Genomic DNA, 20,505 nt, shown 5'->3' on the forward strand with positions numbered 1-20,505 from the left:
CCGGGCGGCGTCGCGCCTCGTTGCGCCCACAACTGGATGCCCGCCATGCCAGATTCCCGCCCCTTGCTCCGCACGACGTTCAAACCGCAGGTCGTCCTGCCCGCGCTCGCGGTCATCGGCGCGCTGCTCGTCGTGTGCGCGCTGCACCCGAATGAAGCCGGCACGCTGTTCTCCGCCGGCCAGCAATGGGTCATCGCGCGCTTCGACTGGTTCTACGTGCTCGCCGTCACCGGCTTCCTCGTGTTTCTCGTGCTGATCGCCGCGAGCGACTTCGGCAACATCCGGCTCGGCCCCGACGATGCCGAACCCGAATTCAGCTTCGTGTCGTGGACAGCGATGCTGTTCGCGGCCGGCATGGGCATCGGCCTCATGTATTTCGGCGTCGGTGAGCCGATGCAGCACTTCCTGAAACCGCCGACCGTCGACCCCGGCACGCCCGCCGCCGCACGCGAGGCGATGCTGATGACCTTCTTCCACTGGGGCTTCCATGCGTGGGCGATCTACGGGCTGATGGGGCTCGTGCTCGCGTACTTCGGCTTCCGCTACAACCTGCCTCTGACGCTGCGCTCGGGGCTGTATCCGGTGCTGCGCGAGCGCATCAACGGCTGGATCGGCCACACGGTCGATGCGTTCGCGCTGGTCGGCACCGTCGCCGGCATCGCGACGACGCTCGGCTACGGCGTGATGCAGCTGAGCGCGGGCCTGCATACCGTCGCCGGCTGGGACACGAGCGGCAACGCGTTCCGCCTCGGGCTCGTCGCGATCGTCGTGATCCTGGCCGGCGCATCGGCCGCGAGCGGCCTCGACAAGGGCGTGCGGCGGCTGTCCGAGCTGAACCTGCTGCTGGCGTTCCTGTTGCTCGCCTTCGTGGTCGTCGCGGGCCCGACGTCGTTCCTGCTGCGCGCGCTCGGCGACAACATCGGCCAATACCTGTCGAATCTCGTCGACCTGTCGTTCCGCACGTACGCGTATGCGCCGCCGCGCGAGGAAGGCTGGTTCGGCGGCTGGACGATCCTCTACTGGGCATGGTGGGTATCGTGGTCGCCGTTCGTCGGCATGTTCATCGCGCGCATCTCGCGCGGCCGCACGATCCGCCAGTTCGTGATCGGCGTGCTGCTCGTGCCGACCGCGTTCAATCTCGTGTGGATGACCGTGTTCGGCAACAGTGCGATCTGGCTCGATACGCATGGCGCGGCCGGCGCGCTTGCGCAGACGGCCACCCATGTCGATGCACTGCTGTTCCGCTTCTTCGATTTCCTGCCGCTGCCTCAACTGCTGTCGATCGTCGCGATCGTGCTGATCGCGGTGTTCTTCGTCACGTCCGCCGATTCGGGCGCGTTCGTGATCGACCAGATCGCGACGCGCGGCAACGCGCACTCGCCCGTCTGGCAACGGCTGTTCTGGGCCGCGCTGCTCGGCGTGACGGCCGCGGTGCTGCTCGTCGCAGGCGGCCTCGGCGCATTGCAGGCGATGACGCTGATCGCCGCGCTGCCGGTCGCGATCATCATGATCGCGCTCTGCTACGGACTGTGGCGCGGGCTCGCGGCCGACCGCGCGCACTACTCGCAGGACGTCGCGCCCGCAACGAGCTTCTGGACCGGCCAGCACTGGCGCCACCGCCTGACGCACATCCTGCGGCAGACGACCGAAGCCGAGGCGCGCCAGTTCGTCGCCGGCACGGTCGAGCCCGCACTGCGCAAGGTCGCCGACGAGCTGCGCGCAAGCGGTGTCGATGCGAACGTGCAGCAAGACAGCGACGATGCCGTGCGGCTCACCGTGCCGACCGCCGAACACCGCGATTTCGTGTACGGCGTGCGCGTGACCGTGAAATCCGCGGCCGCGTTCCTCGTGCGCGAGGCGGCCGAGCCGGAAGCGGCACGGGCACACGTGTACGGGATCGTCACGTTCTTCGAGGACGGGCGGCTCGGCTACGACGTCGAATACCTGCGCGGCGACGAAGTGATTGCCGACGTGTTGCGCCAGTACGAACGCTACGTATCGCTCGCGGCCGACGAGCGCACGCATCTGCTCAGCCGTGCGCCTGGGCATGCGACGGAGGCCGAATGAACCCGCATGCCGCCGCCTTTACCGCGCCGTGGCGATCCGCCACGCGCGACGGAGCCCCACGATGACCGGGCTCCTGCAAAGTCGCGCCTCCGACGTCATCGCGCTCGGCACGCTTGCCGTGCTCTACCTCGGTGGAGCCGGCATCGCGCTGTGGCGGATCCGGGCCGCGGCGCCGCGCGGCAAGGCCTACTGGATCGTCTGCGCGGCGCTGCTCGCCGGCGGCGTCATCGCGATCGGCATCAACCTGTCGCCGATGCCGGACACCGGGGATATGCCGCCCGGGTTTGCGCTCGGCGTCGAGGCCGTCCTGCTCGGTCTCGCAATGGTCGCCGGCGGTTGCGCCTGGCTGATGCTGCGCGCGCGGCGCCGCTGACGCGTGTACGTCGCACGCGCCGGTTCGCTCCTTTCCTGATCCGCTTCCTTACCGCAACGCGTTACGCGGACGGTGCGCGCGCCGTCACGAGCCAGCATGCCGCGTCGAAGCGCACCTCCGCGCCGTCGACGTAAGGCGCGAACGCGGCACGCATCGTGTCGACCACGCGCCGTCGCGTCGCCTCGTCCGCCTCCAGCAATGCAAGCCCGACCGGGCCCAGCCGCGCGATGTAGTCGTCCAGCGCGGGCTCGGGCAGCGCGCACGCCAGATCGACCGGCTCGATCGCGATATCCGCCCAGCCGCTGTCCGACAGCACCGACGCGATCCGCTGCCGGTCGCCGAACGCGAACTGCCCCGGCGCGCCGGGCCGTCGTGCGGGCAGGTCCGGCAGCAACGGCGCGGCGGCCCGCTCGGCGATCGTCATGAACGGATTGTCGGCCGCGCCGCATGCCGCAGATTCGCAAAAGCACGAACCGGATCGTCGAAGAACATGACGCCGAGGCGCGACACGATCAGGTCGACGCTCGCGGGCTCGAACGCGTGCGTCTGCCCATCCGCGCACACGAAGCGGGCGTGAACGCCGCTGCGCTCGGCGCGCGCCCGCGCGGCGTCGATCATCCGGGCCGAGATATCGATGCCCGTGCATCGCGCGTCCGTACCGAGCCGCCGCGCAATCGCGAGCGTGACCGCACCCGTGCCGCAGCCGACATCGAGCACGCTGCGCGCGGACGGCACGGCCGCAGCATCCGCAAGCAACCGCTCCATCGGTTCGAACATCCGGTCGATCGGCGCCTGCGTATCGACCCAGGCCCGCCCCGACGGGCCGTTCCATAGCGCGGACTGTTCATCATTGGGCCGGCTGGTTTCCATCGTCGATTCCCCTTCTGGTTCATTGATCGTGCATCGCACTTTGCTGCTTCAAGCCAGCTTGAGGTCAAGGCCCCCGGCCGCGACCTGCCGCCGCAATGTCGGCACCCGGCCCGCGTGCGAGCGCCCGTCGCGCCCCGTTTTTTTCACATTTCTTACATTCGCGCTGCGTATCGTTGACGACTTTCCTACGGTGCCTCCCATGCGACGACTCCTCACGCGCGCCCTGCTCATGCGCTGCGCGCCCCTTGTTGCCCTCGCCGCGCTGTCCGCGTGCTCGAACCACATCGATTCACCGGCCGATCCGGCGAGTGCGTCGGTCAACGTCCAGGCCGCATGGGTCGAGATCGGCGATGCGAACCAGGCGATCGCGCGCGTCATCACGAACTACACGCCTGCGTCGGCCAGCGACCCGCTGTGCCCGCAACTGAGCGTCGACGGCAAGCTGTCGCGCATGGCCGTGCGCGCGGGCGCCGCGACCATCGCCCAGCGGCCGACCGCCAGCGACCCGTCCGATTCGAAGCCGTCGAGCTTCCCGGTATCCGTCTGCGAGATGACGCTGCCGGCCGGCGCACAGGCGGCGAGCGTCGCGGGCCGTACACTGCCGCTGCCGAAGGCGCAGCCGCAACGCATCGCGATCATCGCCGACACGGGCTGCCGCATGAAGAAGGCCGACAACGCCTGGCAGGCGTGCAACGACGCGACGGTCTGGCCGCTCGACACGATCGCGGCCAGCGTTGCGAAGCTGTCGCCCGACCTGGTGATGCACATCGGCGACTACCACTATCGCGAGAACGCCTGCCCGCCGGACATCGCCGGCTGCAAGGACAGCCCGTGGGGCTATGGCTGGGACACGTGGCAGGCCGACCTGTTCCGCCCGGCCGCGCCGCTGCTCGCGAAGGCGCCGTGGGTCGTCGTGCGCGGCAACCACGAGGAATGCGCGCGCGCGGGCCAGGGCTGGTTCCGCTTCCTCGATCCGCGCCCGTATTCGGCCGCGCGCTCGTGCGACGATCCGTCCAACGACAACAACGCCAACTATTCGGAACCCTATGCGGTGTCGCTCGGCAGCGGCTCGCAGGTGATCGTGTTCGACACCGCGAAGGTCGGCCGCACGCCGCTCAAGACGACCGACGCGCAATTCGGCATCTACCAGAAGCAGTTCCAGACGGTCGCCGCGCTCGCGTCGAAGGCCGGCATGACGACCACGATCTTCACGAACCACCATCCGATCCTCGCGTTCGCGCCGATCGCCGGCAGCACGCCCGCGCCGGGCAACCTCGCGCTGCAGTCGGTGATGTCGAGCCTCAACGCGCAGGCCTACTACCCGCCCGGCGTGCACGTCGCACTGCACGGGCACGTGCACGACTTCCAGGCGATCAACTTCTCGTCCGGGCACCCGGCGACGATCGTGTCCGGCAACGGCGGCGACAACCTCGACGTCGCGCTGCCCGACCCGTTCCCGGCCGGCCTGACACCCGCACCGGGCGCCGTGATCGAGCGGCTGTCGCACAACAACAGCTTCGGCTTCCTGATCATGGAACGCCGCGCCGCCCCGGCGACCGGCTGGGTGTTCCACGCGTATTCGGCGGCCGGCAAGCTGCTCGCGTCGTGCAACCAGTCGGGCACGACGCTCGCTTGCGACAAGACGGGGTTCATTGCACCGTGAGTGGAGGCGTTCGATGTGACGGCCGCCATGCACGCGGCCGGCAAACGCTGCGCACGCTGGCCGCGGCCGCGCTCGCCGGCCTGGCGCTCGCGGGCCACGCGGCGCCGGCCGAAACGGTCCTGCTTCCCGGCGCGCCGCCATCGCGAGTCGTCGACACGATCGGCAACGGCACGCCGCAGGTGACCGGCAAGATCGATGCGGCGACCGCACGCTTCGCGCCCGACCCGACACTCGTTGCGCTCGGCCGCCGGATCTTCTTCGACCCGCGGCTGTCCGAGCCGCGCGGCATGTCGTGCGCCGGCTGCCACGACCCGGGCCGCGCGTTCGCGCCGACGCTGTCGGCCGCCTCGCTCGCAGGGCCCGGTGTGCCGGAAGGCAGCCGGCCCGGGCGTTTCAGCCAGCGCAACGCACCGTCGCTGCTCTATGTGCGCTACGTGCCGCGCCGCCACTTCTACCAGGACGACGACGCCCCCGCGCCGTCGCCGTTCGGCGGCCTGTTCAGCGACGGCCGCGCGGATACGCTCGCCGAGCAGATCCGCGGGCCGCTGTTCGATCCGAACGAGATGAACAACCGGTCGCCGGCCGCGCTGCTGCGCAAGGTCGATGCGACCGAACTCGCGCCCGATCTCGCCGCGCGCTTCGGCGCGCCGGTGCGGCGCGATCCCGAGCAACTGGTGCGCGCGCTGGGCCTGGCCGTCGAGGCCTACCTGCAGAGCGACGAGATGGCGCCGTTCACGTCGCGCTTCGACACGTTTCTGCGCACGCGCAAGCCGCTCGCACCGGCCGAGATGCGCGGCCTCGCGCTGTTCCGGAATCCGGACAAGGGCAACTGCATGAGCTGCCATACGCTGTCGGAGACATCGAGCCGCCCGGAGCGTTCGCTCTTCACCGATTTCGGCTACGACGCGATCGCCGTGCCGCGCAACCGCGCGCTGCCGGCGAACCGCGATCCGCGTCATTTCGACAACGGGCTGTGCGACACGGCGCAGCGGCTGCGCTGGCCCGAGCCGACGCAATGGTGCGGCTACCTGCGCACGCCGGGGCTGCGCAACGTCGCGGTCAAGCAGACCTTCATGCACAACGGCGTGTTCACGACGCTGCGGGAGGCGGTCGCGTTCTACAACACGCGCTCGACCGACCCGGGCTTCTGGTATCACGGGGCCAGAACATTCGACGACGTGCCGGCCGCCTACCGCGGCAACATCAACGTCAACTCGACGCCGATGAACCGCCGGCCCGGCACACCGCCCGCGCTGAGCGACGCGGAGATCGACGACATCGTCGCTTTCCTCGGCACGCTGACCGACGCGCGCTATACGAAGGGCGCGGCGCCCGCGGCCCCTGCTGGCCGAATCGCGCGAACCGCCGCGCCGGCTCGCTGACCCTGGCCGAACGGCCAGCCGCACGCGCACCCGCTTGCGGCAACCGCAAACACTGTTTATATTTACAGTACTGTATTTATGAACAGTGAGGTGCGCGATGGAACATCTGGTCCGTATCGTCAACGAAGCCGATCGCCAAGTCCTGGCGTGGCTCCGCGCCCAGGTCGGCGATGCCCGCGTCGAGCGCGCGGCGCGCCAGCTCGGGCATACGCGCAAGCCCTTCCCGTCCGCCGTATGCCGGTATCTGGGCATGAGCGCACCGGCCACGCTGCGCCAGGCCGAACGGCCGCGCGCCGCGCGCGATTTCTCGGTCGGTGATCGTTACCTGTCGCTGATCCGCCAGCACCTCGCCACGCACTCGGCCAGCCGATGAAATGGCGGCGGCTGGCCGCGTCGGTGGCCCGGCATGCCGCGGGGCTCGCGTATTCGCAAGCCCGGCCGGCCGCCACCGTGCTTACGTGGCCGCGGTGGCTTCCCGTACGAGGCGGCCGAGCGTTTCGAATGCCGCTTCGTGCGCCGCATCGAACACGCGCGTGCAAGCGAGCCGGATGTAGCCGTCGAAGCGGTCGGAATTCGAGAAGATCGAACCGGGCGCGATCCTGACCCCGTGCGCCAGCGCGGCGTCGAACAGCGCCTCGGAGCGCACGCCGTCCGGCAACGCGATCCACAGCAGCATCCCGCCAGGCGGCTGGTTCATCCGGGTTCCGGCCGGGAAATGCCGTGCAATCGCGTCGATCGTCACGTCGCGCTGCACGCGCAACTGTTCGCGAAACCTGTGCAGGTGGCGATCGAACGCGCCCGAACCGACGAATTCGGCCGCAACGGCCTGCAGCAACGCGGCGTTGTGCCGGCTGTGCGCGAACTTCAGCATCTTCACGCGCGCGTGCCAGCGCCCCGCGCTTATCCAGCCGAGCCGCATTCCGGGGGCCAGCACCTTGTTGAACGACGGGCAGTAGATCACCGTGCCATCGCGATCCCATGCCTTCACCGGCTTGACCGCCTGCGGCGCCTCGACGAGTTCGCGATAAGGCTCGTCCTCGATCACGGCCACGCCGTGGCGCGAACACAACGAGACGAGCGCGGCCTTGCGCCCGTCGGGCATCACGCAGCCGAGCGGGTTTTGCAGGTTCGGCACGACCACCACGGCCCGAATGTCCGGATACGCGGTCAGCGCCACTTCGAGCGCCTCGATCGACAGGCCGGTTGTCGGGCTGGCCGGGATTTCGAGCGCGCGCAAGCCGAGGCTTTCGAGCAACTGGATCAAGCCGAAGAACGCCGGCGATTCGATCGCGATCGTGTCGCCGGGGCGCGCCACCGCGCGCAATGCGAGATTCACGGCATCGACGCCGCCGCTCGTCGACATCACGTCGTCCGGCGTCACCGTCACGCCATACGACAGCGCGCGCTTGGCCATCGTCTGCCGGAATTCGGGCGAACCGCCGACGGGCCCTGCATCGGTCAGCAACGTGGGCTTGCGCCGCAACAGCCGGATCGCGAGCGCCTGCAGGCGCTCGGCCGGATACAGCGTGGCCAGCGCGGAAGCACCGCCGAGATTCAGCGCATCGGGCGCCGCGTTTGCACGGTCGATCACGCGCGACACGCGCTCGTGCAGGCCCGCGAACGGCGGCTCGACGCTCAGCGGCGGCCCGTCGCTTTCCGGCAGTGTTTCGAGCGCGACCGCCGCGCGGCGCCGCACGAAGTAGCCGGAGCGCGGCTTCGCGTCGCACCAGCCCGTATCCTCGAGCCGCCGGAACGCCTGGATCGCGGTCGACAGGCTCACGCCGTGCTGTGCCATGAATGCGCGCACCGACGGCATCCGGTCGCCAGGCGACAGCGTGCCGGCCGCGATGATGCGGCGGTAATGCTCGGCGAGCCGTTCGTAAAGCGGCTCGCCGTCCATCGGCAAAGGCGGGCGGGATGAATCGGTGAAAGACGTCATGCAGGCGATCGTGCCCGCGCGGCCGATGGCACGCCAGATACAGATTCCGGGGAAACCCACCGATACAGCGGCGCAAAATCGTCGTCTGCACCGCAACAGATTCCCGCCCCCTGAATCTGTCGTGCCGGTGCCCGTTTCCCTAACCTGATCGCACGCTGTCGCCTCGCCGTCGCGAGGCCGCGCAACCGGGAAAGGGAATCGCCATGCAAACGCATCACATCCGGCTCGACGCCGGGCAAAGCCACTTTGCGTGGTTCGACAAAGGCAGCCAGGTGATCGTGCTGGACGGCGCGCTCGCGGTCACGCTGCGCCACGGCGGGCTCGACTGGCTGCCCGACGCGCCGCAGCACATTCGCCGCTTGCTCGACGAAGGCGAATGCCTGACGCTCGAGACGGCCGGCCACGTGGCCCTGTCGGCCCGCGGCACGGGCGCGGTCGCCACGACGGTCGTGGCGCCAGCAAGCCGGAGAGGCTTGCTCATGGTGTGGCGCACGATCCTGCGCCGGCTGTCCGGATGGACACGCGGCGGTCATCGTATGCGCGAGCATTCCTGAAATCGCGATTTGATACGTCACGGAGGAGCGTCCGGCCGCCACCGCCTGATCCGGCGGAGATCCGGCGCGATCAGGTTCGCGCCGTGCCCGTTCGGATCAACCAACCTTGCCCCGTCCAGCCGCCGCAGCCTGCCTGGCGCGCAGCGGTCACGGCGTCACCGCACGCGCCTGCGACGCTCGATCCACTCGAATACCGCCATCCCTGCGAGCATCGCGACGACGAACACGATCCCCTTCGCCGACCCGAAGCCGATCGACACGATCGCGGGCCCCGGGCAGAACCCGGCGATCCCCCAGCCGATGCCGAACACGGCACTTCCGGCAACCAGGCGCACGGTGATCGCCCGCACGGCCGGCAACTGCATCGGCAAGCCGAGCCACGACCGCGTCCGGCGCTTCGCCCATGCAAACGCAAACACGGCCACGCCCGTCGCGCCGGCCATCACGAACGCGAGCGACGGATCCCAGCGGCCCGCCACGTCGAGAAAGCCGAGCACCTTCTGCGGATTGGCCATGCCCGACACGATGAGGCCGACGCCGAACAGCAGCCCGGCCAAAAACGCGAATCCTGCCTGCATGTCAGCCTCCCAGCACGTGCCGCCGCACGAATACGGTCACGAAGCCCGCGACCATGAAGACCGCCGTCGCGACCACCGAGCGCAGCGCACCGCGCGACATCCCGCACACGCCGTGGCCGCTCGTGCAGCCGCCCGCGTATCGCGTGCCGACTCCGACCAGCAGCCCGGCCGCCGCCAATTCGAACCAGCCTGCATCGACCTGCGGCGTCAGGCCGTTCCCGGCGATGCGCATCACGAGCGGTGCGGCAACCAGCCCGGCGACGAACGCGGCGCGCCAGTCGCGCTCGCCGGCACGTGCGGTGAGCAGACCGCCGACGATCCCGCTGATGCCGGCAATCCGGCCGTTGAACGCGACGAGCCACGCGGCCGCGAGCCCGATCAGCACGCCGCCGGCCAGCGACAGCCACGGCGTGAAATGAAGCGCATCAAGCTGCATCGCGCCGCCCCTTCGCGGCCGGGCCGCAGAACTGTTCGTACAGCACGCCCATCACCGCGATCGCGGCCGGGCTGTCGAGCGAATAGTGGATGTTCTTGCCGTCGCGGCGCGTGCGAACCAGCGCGTTGTCCCGCAATACGCCGAGTTGCTGCGACAGCGTCGGCTGGCGGATATCCAGCGCTGTCTCGAGATCGCTTACGCAGCGCTCCCCCTGGGACAGTTCGCAGAGCAGCAGCAACCGGTCGGGATTCGACAGCACCTTGAGCAGCGCGCAGGCCGATTCGGCGGCCGCGCGCATCTGGTCGGGTTCCGGCAACCCGGCGGAAAGATCGTCGTTCATCGGAGCAGGGAGACAATTAACGAATCAATATTATATCAATTCATATAATGACACTCTGCGCCGCTTGCCGGCAGGCGGCCTCGTGCCCTCCTTCGCTCAGGCCTGCTCGCCCGCAATCGCCTTCGCGGCAGGCAGGCGCGCCGCATCGGCACGAACCACGCCGAGCGCCAGCACCGCGATCGCCGCGAACACGCACGGCATCGCGACAACGGCAAACGCAGTCGACAACGGTACGCCCATCGCCAGCATGGCGCCGCCCGCCATCGATCCGACGACCGAGCCGCCACGGCCGATCCCGTTCGCCCAGCTCACGCCCGTGGTGCGGCACTCGGTCGGATAGAACGCAGCAGATAGCGCATTCGCGCCGACCTGCGAGCCCGACACGCAGAAGCCGGCCGCGAACACGGCGAGCGCGGCGCCCCACGGCGACGCGGCAAACACGCCGATCGCGGCGACGAACGCGCCGGCCGCCGCATAGCTGCAAGCCAGCACGCGATGCGGATCGAAACGGTCCATCAGCCAGCCGAGGACGATCGCGCCGAGCGTGCCGCCGACCTGGAACATCGCGGTCACGCGCGCGGCTGCCTGCAGCGTCGCGCCGGTCGTGCGCAGCAGCGTCGGCAGCCAGCTCGACAACAGGTAGATGACGAGCAGGCTCATGAAGAACGTGAGCCACAGCAGCAGCGTGCCGCGTAGCAGGTCGGCGCCGAACAGGCGGCCGAGCGGCGATCCGGCCGGCTTGCCGGCAGGTGCGATGAACGACGCGTTCACAAGATGCGGATCCGGCGCGATGCGACCCAGCATCGCCGCGATCCGCTCGCGCGCCGCCCCGGTGTTGACGAGATAGCGCACCGATTCCGGCAGCCGCCACGCGAGCACCGGCAGGAGCAGCAGCGGTGCGACGCCGCCGACGACGAGCACCGCACGCCAGCCGTGGTGCTCGATCAGCGACGCGGCCGCGAGCCCGCCGAGCGCAGAGCCGATCGTGAAACCGCAGAACATCGTCGTCACGAGCAGCGAACGGCGCCGGGCCGGGCAGTATTCGGACGTCAGCGTGATCGCATTGGGCATCGCGCCGCCGAGCCCGAGCCCGGTCACGAAGCGCCATGCAATCAGCTCGGTCAGGCCGCCCGCGCTCGCCGACGCGGCGCTCGCGATGCCGAAGCACGCCACGCAGGCGAGCAGCAGGCGCTTGCGGCCGAACCGGTCGCCGAACGGCCCGAACACGAGCGCGCCGGCCATCAGCCCGGCGAGCCCCGCGCCGAACACCGGCGCGAGCTGCGCGGGCGACAGGCCCCATTCCGCGCGGATGACGGGGGCGATGAAACCGATCGATGCGGTATCGAAACCGTCGATCGCGACGATCAGAAAGCACAGGACGACGATCGCGGCCTGAAACGGCGCAACGCGATGCCGGTCGATCCATTCGCTGACGTCGATGGACAGCGTATCGGCCATGATGGTGTCTCCTCCAGGAAGGCGGTCGCGCGTCGTGTCGTTGAAATGCGCGCCGCCGGAATCGGGCCAACCGCGCCGCGTTACGCGACGGACTTCAGGCAATCCTCCGCGCGCCAGCCGTGCAGCCAGTCGAGCGCGTCGTAGAACTGCGCGTGCGTGCGCCCGACCCACAGCCCGTTGCGCACCTGCCGCTCGACGCCCTTCGCGTGATAGATCCGCCCCATCTCGCGCGCCGAATACAGCACGCGCGCGGTGCGCGGAATCCGCACGCGCTCGTACAGCGCGAACGCGGCCTCGAAATCGCCGTCGGTCCGGGCAACGGCCGCGCCGAGCGTCACCGCGTCCTCGAGTGCCTGGCACGCGCCCTGCGCGATGTATTGCGTCATCGGATGCGCCGCGTCGCCGAGCACCGTCGCGCGGCCCGCGCTCCAGCGCTCGACCGGATCGCGATCGGCGGTCGCCCAGCGCTTCCACGACGTCGGCCGGTCGAGCATCTGCTTCGGCAGCGGATGGATGCCGTCGAAGTACGACAGCACTTCTTCCTTGCTGCCCTCGCGCACGCCCCACGTCTCCTGCTCGCGGCTGTGGAACGTGACGACGAGGTTGTACTGCCGCCCGCCGCGCAGCGGATAGTGGACGAGATGGCAATGCGGGCCGGCCCATACGACCGGCGCATTGATCTGCAGATCCCGCGGCATGTTGTCGACGTCGACCACCGCGCGATACACGACGTGGCCCGTCACGCGATGCGCGTCGCCGATCAGCGCCTGACGGATCGCGGATTTCACGCCGTCGCAGCCGATCACGGCATCGGCGCGATAACGTTCGCCGTGCTGGTCGGTCACGGTCACGCCGTTGCCGTCCTGCTCAAAGCCGCACACCTGCGTGCTCGTCCGGAATTCGATCAGCGGATGGTCCTTGACTGCCTCATAGATCGACAGGTGAATGTCCGCGCGATGAATCACCGCATACGGATTGCCGAAGCGCTCGCGGTACGCGGCGCCCGTATCGACGCGCGCAACCTCGCGCGCATCGACCGCATCCATCAGTTGCAGCCAGTCGGTGAACACGGCGCGGCTGCGTGCAGCCTCGCCGACACCCAGCGCATCGAGCGCATTGAACGCATTCGCCGCCAGCTGGATTCCCGCACCGATCTCGCCGATCTGATCCGCCTGTTCGAGCAGCTTCACGCGAATGCCGTGGCGCGCGAGCGCCAGCGCCGTTGCGAGCCCGCCGATGCCGCCGCCGATCACCAGCACGCGCCGGCCTTTGTCTTTTGTCTCGCCCATGGTTGTCTCCTGCTTCGTGTTACGCGACGTAATCCGGTTGCCGTTGCGGCTGTGCGCCCTCGAACGCCGGCGCGCTCCGCGCGTGCTCAAAAACCGCGAGGCTGCGCGGATACGCGCTCAGGTCGCAATCCATCCGCAACGCGTTCGCGACCTGCGGCACGAGGCACACGTCGGCGAGCGTCGGCGCGTCGCCGAAGCACCACGGGCCCTCGTCCGCACGCGCGAGCAGCCGCTCGACGCCGGCCATCCCTTCCGCGATCCAGTGCCGGTACCACGCGGTCTTCTGCTGCGGCGTGACCTTCAGTTCGTTGTCGAGATAGCGCAGCACGCGCAGGTTGTTGACCGGATGGATGTCGCATGCGATCAGCGCCGCGAGTTCCAGCACGCGGGCGCGGTGCTGCGGTTCGAGCGGGATCAGTCGAGGCGTCGGCTGGATCTGGTCGAGGTAATCGAGGATCGCGAGCGACTGCCCGAGCCGGAAATCCCCGTCGACCAGCGCCGGCACCGCTGCCGACGAGTTCACGTTCGCGACGTAGGCCGCCTCGCGATGCTCGCCGGTGCGGATGTTCACCGGCAGCGTGTCGTACGGCAGCCCTTTCAGCGCGAGCGCGATGCGCACCCGGTAGGACGTCGAACTGTTGAAGAAGCTATGCAGTTGCACGATGTCGCCTTTCGAGGAAGATGCGTCAGACCACGCGCACGGCCAGTTCGCCGAGCCGTTCGACGCCGACCGTCATCACGTCGCCCGCAACCACCGCGCCGACGCCTTCGGGCGTACCCGTGAAGATCACGTCGCCCGGTTCGAGGCGGAAGAACTTCGACAGGTCGGCCACCGTTTCCGCGACCGACCAGATCAGGTGCGACACGTCGCTCGTCTGCTTCGTCGCGCCGTTGACGGTCAGCCACAGGCCGCCCTGCTCGAAATGACCGACGTCGCTTGCCGGATGCACGGGCCCGATCGGTGCCGAGCGGTCGAACGCCTTGCCGATTTCCCACGGCCGGCCCATTTCGCGCATCTTCATCTGCAGGTCGCGGCGCGTCATGTCGAGGCCGACCGCATAGCCCCACACGTGTTCGAGCGCGCGCTCGAGCGGGATGTCCGAACCGCCCTTGCCGATCACCGCGACGAGTTCGGCTTCGTAGTGATAGTTCTGCGTCTGCGACGGATACGCGAGATCGAGCGTTTCGCCGTATGCGACCGGCACGATCGAATCGGCCGGCTTGCAGAAGAAGAACGGCGGCTCGCGATCGGGATCGAAGCCCATTTCGCGCGCATGGGCCGCGTAGTTGCGGCCGACGCAATAGACGCGGCGTACCGCGAACCGGGCATCGCTGCCGGCGACGGCGAGCGCCACGGGCGCTTCGGGCGGGAAAACGAAAGTCATGAATGGCTCCAGCGTAGAGACGAATGAAGGGGTACGCGCCGCAGCGGCGGCGCACGTGAAACGGAATCCTTGAAACCGGCCGGCGTCAGTCGCGCGCTTCGCGCAGCAGGTTCAGCGCGGACAGCACGGGCCGATCTGAATAGCTGAACAGCACGCTGTCGGACGATGCCGACAGCCGCACGGGCGCCCACGACGGCGCGACGAAGATGTCATGCGGCTCGAATTCGAATGCGTTGCCGCCGATGTGCGCGGTGCCGCTGCCTTCGACGACGCAGTAGATCGTCGCGTCGGTGCTGCGGTACGTTCGGCCGTCGAAGCCGGCGGGCAGGAACTGCATGAAGGTGGCGATCGTCGGCATCGGCCAGCCGCCTGTCGCGGGGTTCACGTAGCGCAGCTTCACGCCGTCCCACGCGTCGAGCTCGCCATTCCGGTACAGCGTGTCGAGCGCCTCGCGGGTGCGTGCATACGGATAGCTGAACACCGGCGACGACGGATCGCTCGCGCGATGCCGCACCGGCACCATGTTGTGACCGAAGCGCGCGAAGCTGTCGCCTTCCGGGCGATTCACGGGCTGAACGGCTTCCGGGTAGTTCTCCGCGAAGCCGGCGTCGAGGTTCGCGAGCAGCGGAATGTCGAGCCCGTCGAGCCACACGACCGGCTCGCCCCCTTCTTCCTCCGACGGGTTGCCGTGGTCGTGCCACGCCCACGACGGCGTGATGATGAAGTCGCCCGGATGCATCGTCGTGCGCTCGCCGTTCACGGCCGTCCACGCGCCGCGCCCTTCGACGATGAAGCGCAGCGCCGATTGCGTATGCCGGTGGCTCGGCGCGATCTCGCCCGGCAGGATCAGTTGCAGGCCCGCGTACAGGGTCGGCGTCATGCTCGACTTGGCCGGCAGCCCCGGGTTCTCCAGCACCAGCACGCGGCGCACGGCCTCTTCCGCGCTGATCACGCTGCCGGCCTGCATCACGAGGTCGCGCACCTGCGCGTACTTCCAGATCGCGGCCTGCGCGGCCGGCTGCGGGGATTTCGGCACGAGGTTGTGCAGCGATTCCCACAGCGGCGCCAGGCGCTGCTCGGCGATCCGTGCGTAGTAGGCGGCGCGCGACGTGTCCGGCTGGGTCGTCATGATGTCTCCTTGGAGTCGGCCGATCGGCGTCGGCGCTATGTCGGGGCGGGACTGCACCGCAGTCCGTTGGCTGATTTATATTCGACCCAGACATACCCGGTAAAATGGTCAAATCATCTAATCCATACAATTCTGGATATACCTTCTCACGACGAGGCATGCGATGGACTGGACCCACCGGCTGCGACTGCGGCATCTGCAGGTACTGTTGAGCCTTGCCGGCACCGGCAACCTGAGCCAGTCGGCGGTCGCGCTCGCGACCACGCAGCCCGCGCTGTCGAAATGGCTGAAGGAACTGGAAGAGGATGTCGGGCTGCCGCTGTTCGAGCGGCATGCGCGCGGCCTGCGGCCGACGCCCTATGGCGAAGCGCTGATCGACCATGCACGCCGCGTCGAAGCGCAGCTCGACGTCGCGCGTGACGACATGGCCGCGCTGCGGGAAGGCGGCAGCGGCCTCGTGACGATCGGCACGTCGGGCGTTGCAGCGGCCGACACGGTGCCGCTTGCCGTGTCGCAACTGCTGAAACGGATGCCGCGCGCACAGGTTCGGCTCACCGAAAGCACGATGAACCAGCTGATGCCGCAGCTCGCCCACAGCGAACTGGATATCGTCGTGGGCCGCTCGGGGTCGACATCCGTCGATCCGCTGCTGCACGCCGAAGCGCTGTATGTCGATCCGGTCGTGTTCGTCGCGCGGCCCGGCCACGCGCTCGCCGGCGCGGCGTCGGTCGGCTGGGACGACGTGCTCGCCTATTCGTGGATCGTGTGGCCGTCGGGCACGCCCGTGCACAACGCGCTGGAGGCCGCGCTGACGGCCGCCGGCCGCGTGCGGCCGCCGCACTGCGTCGAATCGAATTCGTCGATCCTCAACCTCACGCTGCTGAACAACACCGACCTGCTCGGTGTCGCGTCATATCGCGCTGCCCAGCGCTTCGCGCAATTGAACGCGATCCGGATCCTGCCGATGCAGCTCGAGGGTCAGGGCGCGGTGTCGATGTACTGGCACCCCGACAGCGCGAATCGTGCGGCCGTGGCCGCGACGATCGAGTGCCTGCGCGCCTGCGCAGCGCCGCAGGTCGGCGGATGGGAGAAAGTGAAGGCGGACTGAATGTGACGCGGCCCGGCGTCAACCGGGCCGCGTTGCCTCGACGACGCGATGCATCACGCGCCGTCGGAGGATGCCGAGCCGTCCAGCATCAGCGTGCCGACCCGCGCGGGCACGAGCGGCGTGCGCGGCACGGGCGGCGTCCAGCCGAACAGTGCCTGCGCAGCCGTGCCGCACACGCGGCCCTGGCACGCGCCCATCCCGCAGCGTGACTGCAGTTTCGCGGCCGTCCAGCCCGGCGCCCGCGCGACTGCATCGAAACGCACGTCCTCGCACCGGCAGAGCAGCGTGTCGGGCCGCGCGAGCCGGCGGATCGGCTCGCGGATCGCGAAACGCTCGTGCACGGCATCCGCAAATGCCTGCCAGTGCGCTCGTCGCGCGACGACTGCGGACAACTGCGCCGTCTGCCCGGTCGCCGCCAAACCGGCGATTTCGCCTTCGACCATCGCCAGCTCGCTGCCGCCGACGCCCGTGCACTCGCCGGCCGCAAAAAACCCGTCGCGGCTCGTACGCTGGTGTGCATCGACGGCCACCGCACCGTTGTCGATCCGGCAGCCGAGATGGCTCGGCAGCACCGTATTCGGCACGAGACCGAAGCCGCACGCGAGCCGGTCACAGTCGACCTCGAACTCGCGATCGCCCTGGCGGATCCGCGCGCGTTCGAGCCGCTTGTCGCCGAACGCTTCAACGACATGCGCGTCGGCCCGATAAGCGGCCGTGACGAGCTTCGCGGCCTGCGCGAGCTTCGACGGCCAGCGCCACAGCTCCGCCGCGAAACCGGCTACGCTGCCCCACGCGGCCTGTTCGAGCACGTGCGACACGCGCGCGCCGGCCTGACGAGCCGTTGCCGCGCTCGCCAGCAGCAGCGGCCCGCTGCCCGCGATCACCGTGCGCTGCCCGCGCACGTCGAGGCCGTACTTGATCAGCGCCTGCAAGCCGCCCGCGCCGGTGACGCCCGGCAGCGTCCAGCCCGGAAACGGCAGCAGCAGCTCGCGTGCCCCGCAGCAGAGAATCAGCGTCTGGAAATCGAGCAGCAGCCCGCGTTCGTCGTCTTCAAGCAGCAGCGTGCCCGGCTGCATTTCGGCGACGATGCGCGTCGCCGCGAGATGCTTGACGTTCGGCTGCCGCAATACGGCGAGCCGCTCGGCGGCGGCCGGCGCGGGCGTGGCCGCTGCGCCTTGCCGCCAGATCTGCCCGCCCACGCGCGGGTTGTCGTCGACGATCGCGACTGTTGCACCGCTTCGCGCGGCGGCGCGCGCGGCCGACAGCCCGGCCGGGCCCGCGCCGACGATCGCGACGTCGACGCTCAGTCGTTCCTGTTTCATCGTGTGCGCTCCACCTGCATCCCGTCGCGGCACAGCGTCTGGCAAGCCAGCCGGCGGCGGCCGTCGATCGTCATCCTGCACTCCTGGCAGATGCCCATTCCGCAAAACGGAGCACGCGCCGCGCCCGTGCACGACACGCGCGTCGTATCGTCGCCGCTCGCCGCGACGGCGGCTGCGACGGTCGCGCCGTCGGCCACTGTCAGCGCGCGGCCGTCCAGATGAATGATCATGTCAGCCTCCGCCGGGCCGCCCCAAGGGGGCTGACAGCCCCCTCGGGGGGCAGCGAACGAAGTAAGCGTGGGGGTCGTTTCATGTCAGCGCTCCGGCTACGGGGGACGCGGTCAGGAAGCGTCCCGGCAAATACGGTTCGATATCGATGGGCGGCCGATCGCCGGCCATCAGCGCAGCAACGAGCCGCGCGCTGCCCGGCGCGGTCGTCACGCCGAGCCCTTCATGCCCGACCGCGAGCCACACGCCCGGCCGCGCCGGATGCTCGCCGAGCAGCGGCAGCCCGTCGGGGCTCGCGGAACGGAACCCCGTCCATGCGCGGATTCCGTTCAGGTCGGCCAGGCCGGGCAGATAGCCCACCGCGCGGCGCAGCATGCGCGCGAGCACGGGCGGCTCGACTTGCGCGTCCTCGGTGTCGAACTGGCGCGACGAACCGATCAGCAACTGGCCGGTCGGCCGCGGCTGCACGTTGAACGCGACCGACGTGCCGTCGCTCGCATGCGCGCTCGCCGCATAGCCCAGCTCGACGAGCTGGTGCGACACCTGGCCCGGATAGCGGTCGGTAATCAGCAGATGGCCCTTTTTCGGGCGCAGCGGCAGCTCCGGCAACAGCGTGCGCGCCGCCACGCCGTTCGCGACGACCACCCGCTCCGCACGCAGCGTGTCGCCGCTCGCGAGCGTCACGCTCGGGCCATCGACCGCGACGGCCCGGTCGCGCCGCATCGTGATGCGCGGCGCGCGCTGCAGCAGCCAGTTCGCGGTGACAGGCGCATAGAGGATCGCATCGCCGGGAATCTTCAACGCACCGCCAAGGCCGGCGCGCAGCATCGGCTCCAGTTGCGCGAGCGTCGCCGCATCGATCAGTTCGCCCGCCACGCCGTGCGCGGCCAGCGTCGCCTGCTTCGCGCGTGCGAGATCCATCTCGTGTGCATCGGCCGCGAGCCACAGCGTGCCGCAGTTGCGGTACGCACAGCCTTCGGGCATCTCGCCGCTCAACGCGCGCCACAGTTCGATGGAGTAATGGCTGAGCGCGAGTTCGGCCGCGTTGTCGTCCATCGCGACCAGGTGCCCCATGCCCGCGCCGGTTGCACCGCCGCTCGCGTCGTCGACGACGAGCACGCGCAGCCCGCGCTGCGCGAGTTCGTGTGCGCACGCCGCGCCGACGATGCCGGCGCCGATCACGACGACATCCGCCTTCGTGTCGCTCACGGCGCAATACCCCAGCCGAACGGATCGTCTTCCTCGATCAGCAGCGTCGCTTCCGCGCTCAGGTGAGCACTGCCGCGAATCGTCGGCACGATGCCGCCGTCGGCCTGCTCGTAGCTCGCATGGAACACGCTGCCGATCACGCTCGCCTGCCGCCACACCGCGCCCGGCGCGAGCTTGCCGTCGGCCGCGAGACACGCGAGCTTCGCACTCGTGCCGGTGCCGCACGGTGAACGGTCGTATGCGAGGCCCGGGCACAGCACGAAGCTGCGGCTGTCGTGCTCGGGATCGTCGGCGAACAGCTCGATGTGATCGATCTCGCCGCCGTTCGCGCCGCTGATACCCGCGCGCTCGAGCCCTTCGCGCACGGCCGACGCATAGGCCGTGAGCGCCGCGACGTTGTCGCCGGCGACGCGCTGCCCGTGGTCGCTGATCAGGAAGAACCAGTTGCCGCCCCACGCGATGTCGCCCTTCACGGGGCCGTAACCCGGCACGTCGAGCGCGACGCCCTTCGCATGACGATACGCGGGCACGTTGCGCACGCTCACCGACAGGTCGTCGTGCAGCGTGGCCTCGACGGTGCCGACGGGCGTTTCGATCCGGTGCGTGCCGGGCGCGATGCGCCCCATATGGTGCAGCGTGCGCACGACGCCGATCGTGCCGTGCCCGCACATCCCGAGATAGCCGCTATTGTTGAAGAAGATCACGCCGGCCGCCGCATCGGGCGATACGGGCTCGCACAGCAGCGCGCCGACCAGCACGTCGCTGCCGCGCGGCTCGAGGATGCATGCGGTGCGGTAACGGTCGTGCGCGCGCGCGAGCACGTCGCGGCGCTCGGCCATCGTGCCGCTGCCGAGCGCGGGGAAGCCGGACACGACGAGCCGAGTGGGTTCGCCGCCCGTGTGCGAATCGATGATCTGGATGCGCTTCATCATGAGCCGTCCGAAGTGGGGAAAGGAGCATAGCTTCCTCCGTCGCGCGTCCGTCCGCTTGTGGCTTTTCGATGAGGACGACGACGAAATCGGCATAGTGCGAAGCGCCCCTCCCGCGCCGCCCGGCCGCTGTGCCGATTTCGTCATTTTGCTCCGCGATACGACTCAAGCGTGATCGGCGTTTGCGCGGCGATACTGGTTGCCACACCGACGCCTGTCGGCCGACCGATACAAACACGTAGGAGA

Annotated in this window: 20 protein-coding genes and 1 pseudogene; 7 read left to right on the forward strand and 14 right to left on the reverse strand. The window is 69.4% G+C overall.

Annotated elements, in window-relative coordinates:
• Positions 1–45: 45 nt before the first annotated feature.
• Entirely contained in the window at positions 46–2,067 is a 2,022-nt protein-coding gene (locus tag B7G54_RS03835; RefSeq protein ID WP_085037818.1) for a BCCT family transporter, read from the forward strand.
• 61 nt (positions 2,068–2,128) lie between these two features.
• Complete coding sequence (locus tag B7G54_RS03840) at positions 2,129–2,440, forward strand: hypothetical protein (protein ID WP_085037819.1); 312 nt, start codon at positions 2,129–2,131, stop codon at positions 2,438–2,440.
• A gap of 61 nt (positions 2,441–2,501) precedes the next feature.
• Here the strand turns inward: B7G54_RS03840 and B7G54_RS03845 are convergent.
• A pseudogene (locus B7G54_RS03845) lies at positions 2,502–3,310 on the reverse strand (methyltransferase domain-containing protein).
• A gap of 199 nt (positions 3,311–3,509) precedes the next feature.
• On the opposite strand from B7G54_RS03845, the gene B7G54_RS03850 reads away from it, so the two are divergent.
• The 3 genes from B7G54_RS03850 to B7G54_RS03860 all read left to right on the forward strand — a co-directional run bounded on the left by B7G54_RS03850 (position 3,510) and on the right by B7G54_RS03860 (position 6,728).
• A complete protein-coding gene (locus B7G54_RS03850; protein ID WP_085037820.1) occupies positions 3,510–4,973 on the forward strand; it encodes a metallophosphoesterase in 1,464 nt (487 codons plus the stop codon).
• 56 nt (positions 4,974–5,029) lie between these two features.
• Complete coding sequence (locus B7G54_RS03855) at positions 5,030–6,355, forward strand: cytochrome-c peroxidase (RefSeq protein ID WP_425266449.1); 1,326 nt, start codon at positions 5,030–5,032, stop codon at positions 6,353–6,355.
• A 97-nt stretch (positions 6,356–6,452) separates the two neighbouring features.
• Entirely contained in the window at positions 6,453–6,728 is a 276-nt protein-coding gene (locus B7G54_RS03860) for a CppA family protein (RefSeq protein WP_011355479.1), read from the forward strand.
• A gap of 81 nt (positions 6,729–6,809) precedes the next feature.
• Here the strand turns inward: B7G54_RS03860 and B7G54_RS03865 are convergent, their stop codons facing one another.
• A complete protein-coding gene (locus B7G54_RS03865) occupies positions 6,810–8,294 on the reverse strand; it encodes an aminotransferase-like domain-containing protein (RefSeq protein WP_085037821.1) in 1,485 nt (494 codons plus the stop codon).
• A gap of 203 nt (positions 8,295–8,497) precedes the next feature.
• Here B7G54_RS03865 and B7G54_RS03870 point away from each other — a divergent pair, with 203 nt between their 5' ends.
• On the forward strand, positions 8,498–8,848 hold the full coding sequence (locus B7G54_RS03870; RefSeq protein WP_085037822.1) for a hypothetical protein: 351 nt from the start codon (positions 8,498–8,500) through the stop codon (positions 8,846–8,848).
• A 155-nt stretch (positions 8,849–9,003) separates the two neighbouring features.
• Here the strand turns inward: B7G54_RS03870 and B7G54_RS03875 are convergent, their stop codons facing one another.
• The 8 genes from B7G54_RS03875 to gtdA all read right to left on the reverse strand — a co-directional run bounded on the left by B7G54_RS03875 (position 9,004) and on the right by gtdA (position 15,463).
• On the reverse strand, positions 9,004–9,426 hold the full coding sequence (locus B7G54_RS03875; protein ID WP_085037823.1) for a DUF6691 family protein: 423 nt from the start codon (positions 9,424–9,426) through the stop codon (positions 9,004–9,006).
• A 1-nt stretch (position 9,427) separates the two neighbouring features.
• Positions 9,428–9,862, reverse strand: a complete 435-nt coding sequence (locus tag B7G54_RS03880; protein ID WP_085037824.1) for a YeeE/YedE family protein — start codon at positions 9,860–9,862, stop codon at positions 9,428–9,430.
• Positions 9,852–10,202, reverse strand: coding sequence for an ArsR/SmtB family transcription factor (locus B7G54_RS03885; protein ID WP_085037825.1), 351 nt, complete (start codon positions 10,200–10,202; stop codon positions 9,852–9,854). Before B7G54_RS03885 ends, B7G54_RS03880 begins: the two co-directional genes overlap by 11 nt.
• A 96-nt stretch (positions 10,203–10,298) precedes the next feature.
• Positions 10,299–11,660: an MFS transporter gene (locus B7G54_RS03890; RefSeq protein WP_085037826.1), complete on the reverse strand. Its 1,362-nt coding sequence runs from the start codon at positions 11,658–11,660 to the stop codon at positions 10,299–10,301.
• A gap of 80 nt (positions 11,661–11,740) precedes the next feature.
• Positions 11,741–12,949, reverse strand: a complete 1,209-nt coding sequence (locus B7G54_RS03895) for a 3-hydroxybenzoate 6-monooxygenase (protein ID WP_085037827.1) — start codon at positions 12,947–12,949, stop codon at positions 11,741–11,743.
• 19 nt (positions 12,950–12,968) lie between these two features.
• Entirely contained in the window at positions 12,969–13,610 is a 642-nt protein-coding gene (gene maiA, locus B7G54_RS03900; protein ID WP_085037828.1) for a maleylacetoacetate isomerase, read from the reverse strand.
• A gap of 25 nt (positions 13,611–13,635) precedes the next feature.
• Positions 13,636–14,334: a fumarylacetoacetate hydrolase family protein gene (locus B7G54_RS03905; protein WP_085037829.1), complete on the reverse strand. Its 699-nt coding sequence runs from the start codon at positions 14,332–14,334 to the stop codon at positions 13,636–13,638.
• 85 nt (positions 14,335–14,419) lie between these two features.
• Positions 14,420–15,463, reverse strand: a complete 1,044-nt coding sequence (gene gtdA / locus B7G54_RS03910; RefSeq protein WP_085037830.1) for a gentisate 1,2-dioxygenase — start codon at positions 15,461–15,463, stop codon at positions 14,420–14,422.
• Between the two features lie 163 nt (positions 15,464–15,626).
• Between gtdA and B7G54_RS03915 the strand changes: the two genes are divergently transcribed.
• Positions 15,627–16,571 carry a LysR family transcriptional regulator gene (locus B7G54_RS03915; protein WP_085037831.1) on the forward strand — a complete coding sequence of 315 codons (945 nt, stop codon included), beginning with the start codon at positions 15,627–15,629 and terminating at the stop codon, positions 16,569–16,571.
• Between the two features lie 53 nt (positions 16,572–16,624).
• Here the strand turns inward: B7G54_RS03915 and B7G54_RS03920 are convergent, their stop codons facing one another.
• The 4 genes from B7G54_RS03920 to B7G54_RS03935 form a co-directional block, all read right to left on the reverse strand.
• A complete protein-coding gene (locus B7G54_RS03920) occupies positions 16,625–17,893 on the reverse strand; it encodes an NAD(P)/FAD-dependent oxidoreductase (protein ID WP_085037832.1) in 1,269 nt (422 codons plus the stop codon).
• On the reverse strand, positions 17,890–18,123 hold the full coding sequence (locus tag B7G54_RS03925; RefSeq protein ID WP_012338331.1) for a 2Fe-2S iron-sulfur cluster-binding protein: 234 nt from the start codon (positions 18,121–18,123) through the stop codon (positions 17,890–17,892). Before B7G54_RS03925 ends, B7G54_RS03920 begins: the two co-directional genes overlap by 4 nt.
• Before the next feature lie 79 nt (positions 18,124–18,202).
• Positions 18,203–19,330 (reverse strand): NAD(P)/FAD-dependent oxidoreductase, encoded by a 1,128-nt coding sequence (locus B7G54_RS03930; protein ID WP_085037833.1) that lies wholly within the window; start codon positions 19,328–19,330, stop codon positions 18,203–18,205.
• The gene (locus tag B7G54_RS03935) at positions 19,327–20,259 is read right to left on the reverse strand and encodes a 4-hydroxyproline epimerase (RefSeq protein ID WP_106408936.1); all 933 of its coding nucleotides are present in this window, start codon (positions 20,257–20,259) and stop codon (positions 19,327–19,329) included. Before B7G54_RS03935 ends, B7G54_RS03930 begins: the two co-directional genes overlap by 4 nt.
• Positions 20,260–20,505: the final 246 nt, after the last annotated feature.

This window comes from Burkholderia puraquae, assembly GCF_002099195.1.
GTDB lineage: Bacteria > Pseudomonadota > Gammaproteobacteria > Burkholderiales > Burkholderiaceae > Burkholderia > Burkholderia puraquae.

Excerpts from the sequence above, each read along its gene's own strand:
- gtdA (WP_085037830.1), bottom strand. The coding sequence starts at position 15,463 with ATGACGACCCAGCCGGACACGTCGCGCGCCGCCTACTACGCACGGATC.
- B7G54_RS03890 (WP_085037826.1), bottom strand. The coding sequence starts at position 11,660 with ATGGCCGATACGCTGTCCATCGACGTCAGCGAATGGATCGACCGGCAT.
- B7G54_RS03925 (WP_012338331.1), bottom strand. The coding sequence starts at position 18,123 with ATGATCATTCATCTGGACGGCCGCGCGCTGACAGTGGCCGACGGCGCG.
- B7G54_RS03915 (WP_085037831.1), top strand. The coding sequence starts at position 15,627 with ATGGACTGGACCCACCGGCTGCGACTGCGGCATCTGCAGGTACTGTTG.
- B7G54_RS03905 (WP_085037829.1), bottom strand. The coding sequence starts at position 14,334 with ATGACTTTCGTTTTCCCGCCCGAAGCGCCCGTGGCGCTCGCCGTCGCC.
- B7G54_RS03870 (WP_085037822.1), top strand. The coding sequence starts at position 8,498 with ATGCAAACGCATCACATCCGGCTCGACGCCGGGCAAAGCCACTTTGCG.
- B7G54_RS03880 (WP_085037824.1), bottom strand. The coding sequence starts at position 9,862 with ATGCAGCTTGATGCGCTTCATTTCACGCCGTGGCTGTCGCTGGCCGGC.
- B7G54_RS03850 (WP_085037820.1), top strand. The coding sequence starts at position 3,510 with ATGCGACGACTCCTCACGCGCGCCCTGCTCATGCGCTGCGCGCCCCTT.
- B7G54_RS03835 (WP_085037818.1), top strand. The coding sequence starts at position 46 with ATGCCAGATTCCCGCCCCTTGCTCCGCACGACGTTCAAACCGCAGGTC.
- B7G54_RS03935 (WP_106408936.1), bottom strand. The coding sequence starts at position 20,259 with ATGAAGCGCATCCAGATCATCGATTCGCACACGGGCGGCGAACCCACT.
- B7G54_RS03920 (WP_085037832.1), bottom strand. The coding sequence starts at position 17,893 with ATGAAACAGGAACGACTGAGCGTCGACGTCGCGATCGTCGGCGCGGGC.
- B7G54_RS03865 (WP_085037821.1), bottom strand. The coding sequence starts at position 8,294 with ATGACGTCTTTCACCGATTCATCCCGCCCGCCTTTGCCGATGGACGGC.
- B7G54_RS03860 (WP_011355479.1), top strand. The coding sequence starts at position 6,453 with ATGGAACATCTGGTCCGTATCGTCAACGAAGCCGATCGCCAAGTCCTG.
- B7G54_RS03895 (WP_085037827.1), bottom strand. The coding sequence starts at position 12,949 with ATGGGCGAGACAAAAGACAAAGGCCGGCGCGTGCTGGTGATCGGCGGC.
- B7G54_RS03875 (WP_085037823.1), bottom strand. The coding sequence starts at position 9,426 with ATGCAGGCAGGATTCGCGTTTTTGGCCGGGCTGCTGTTCGGCGTCGGC.
- B7G54_RS03885 (WP_085037825.1), bottom strand. The coding sequence starts at position 10,202 with ATGAACGACGATCTTTCCGCCGGGTTGCCGGAACCCGACCAGATGCGC.
- B7G54_RS03840 (WP_085037819.1), top strand. The coding sequence starts at position 2,129 with ATGACCGGGCTCCTGCAAAGTCGCGCCTCCGACGTCATCGCGCTCGGC.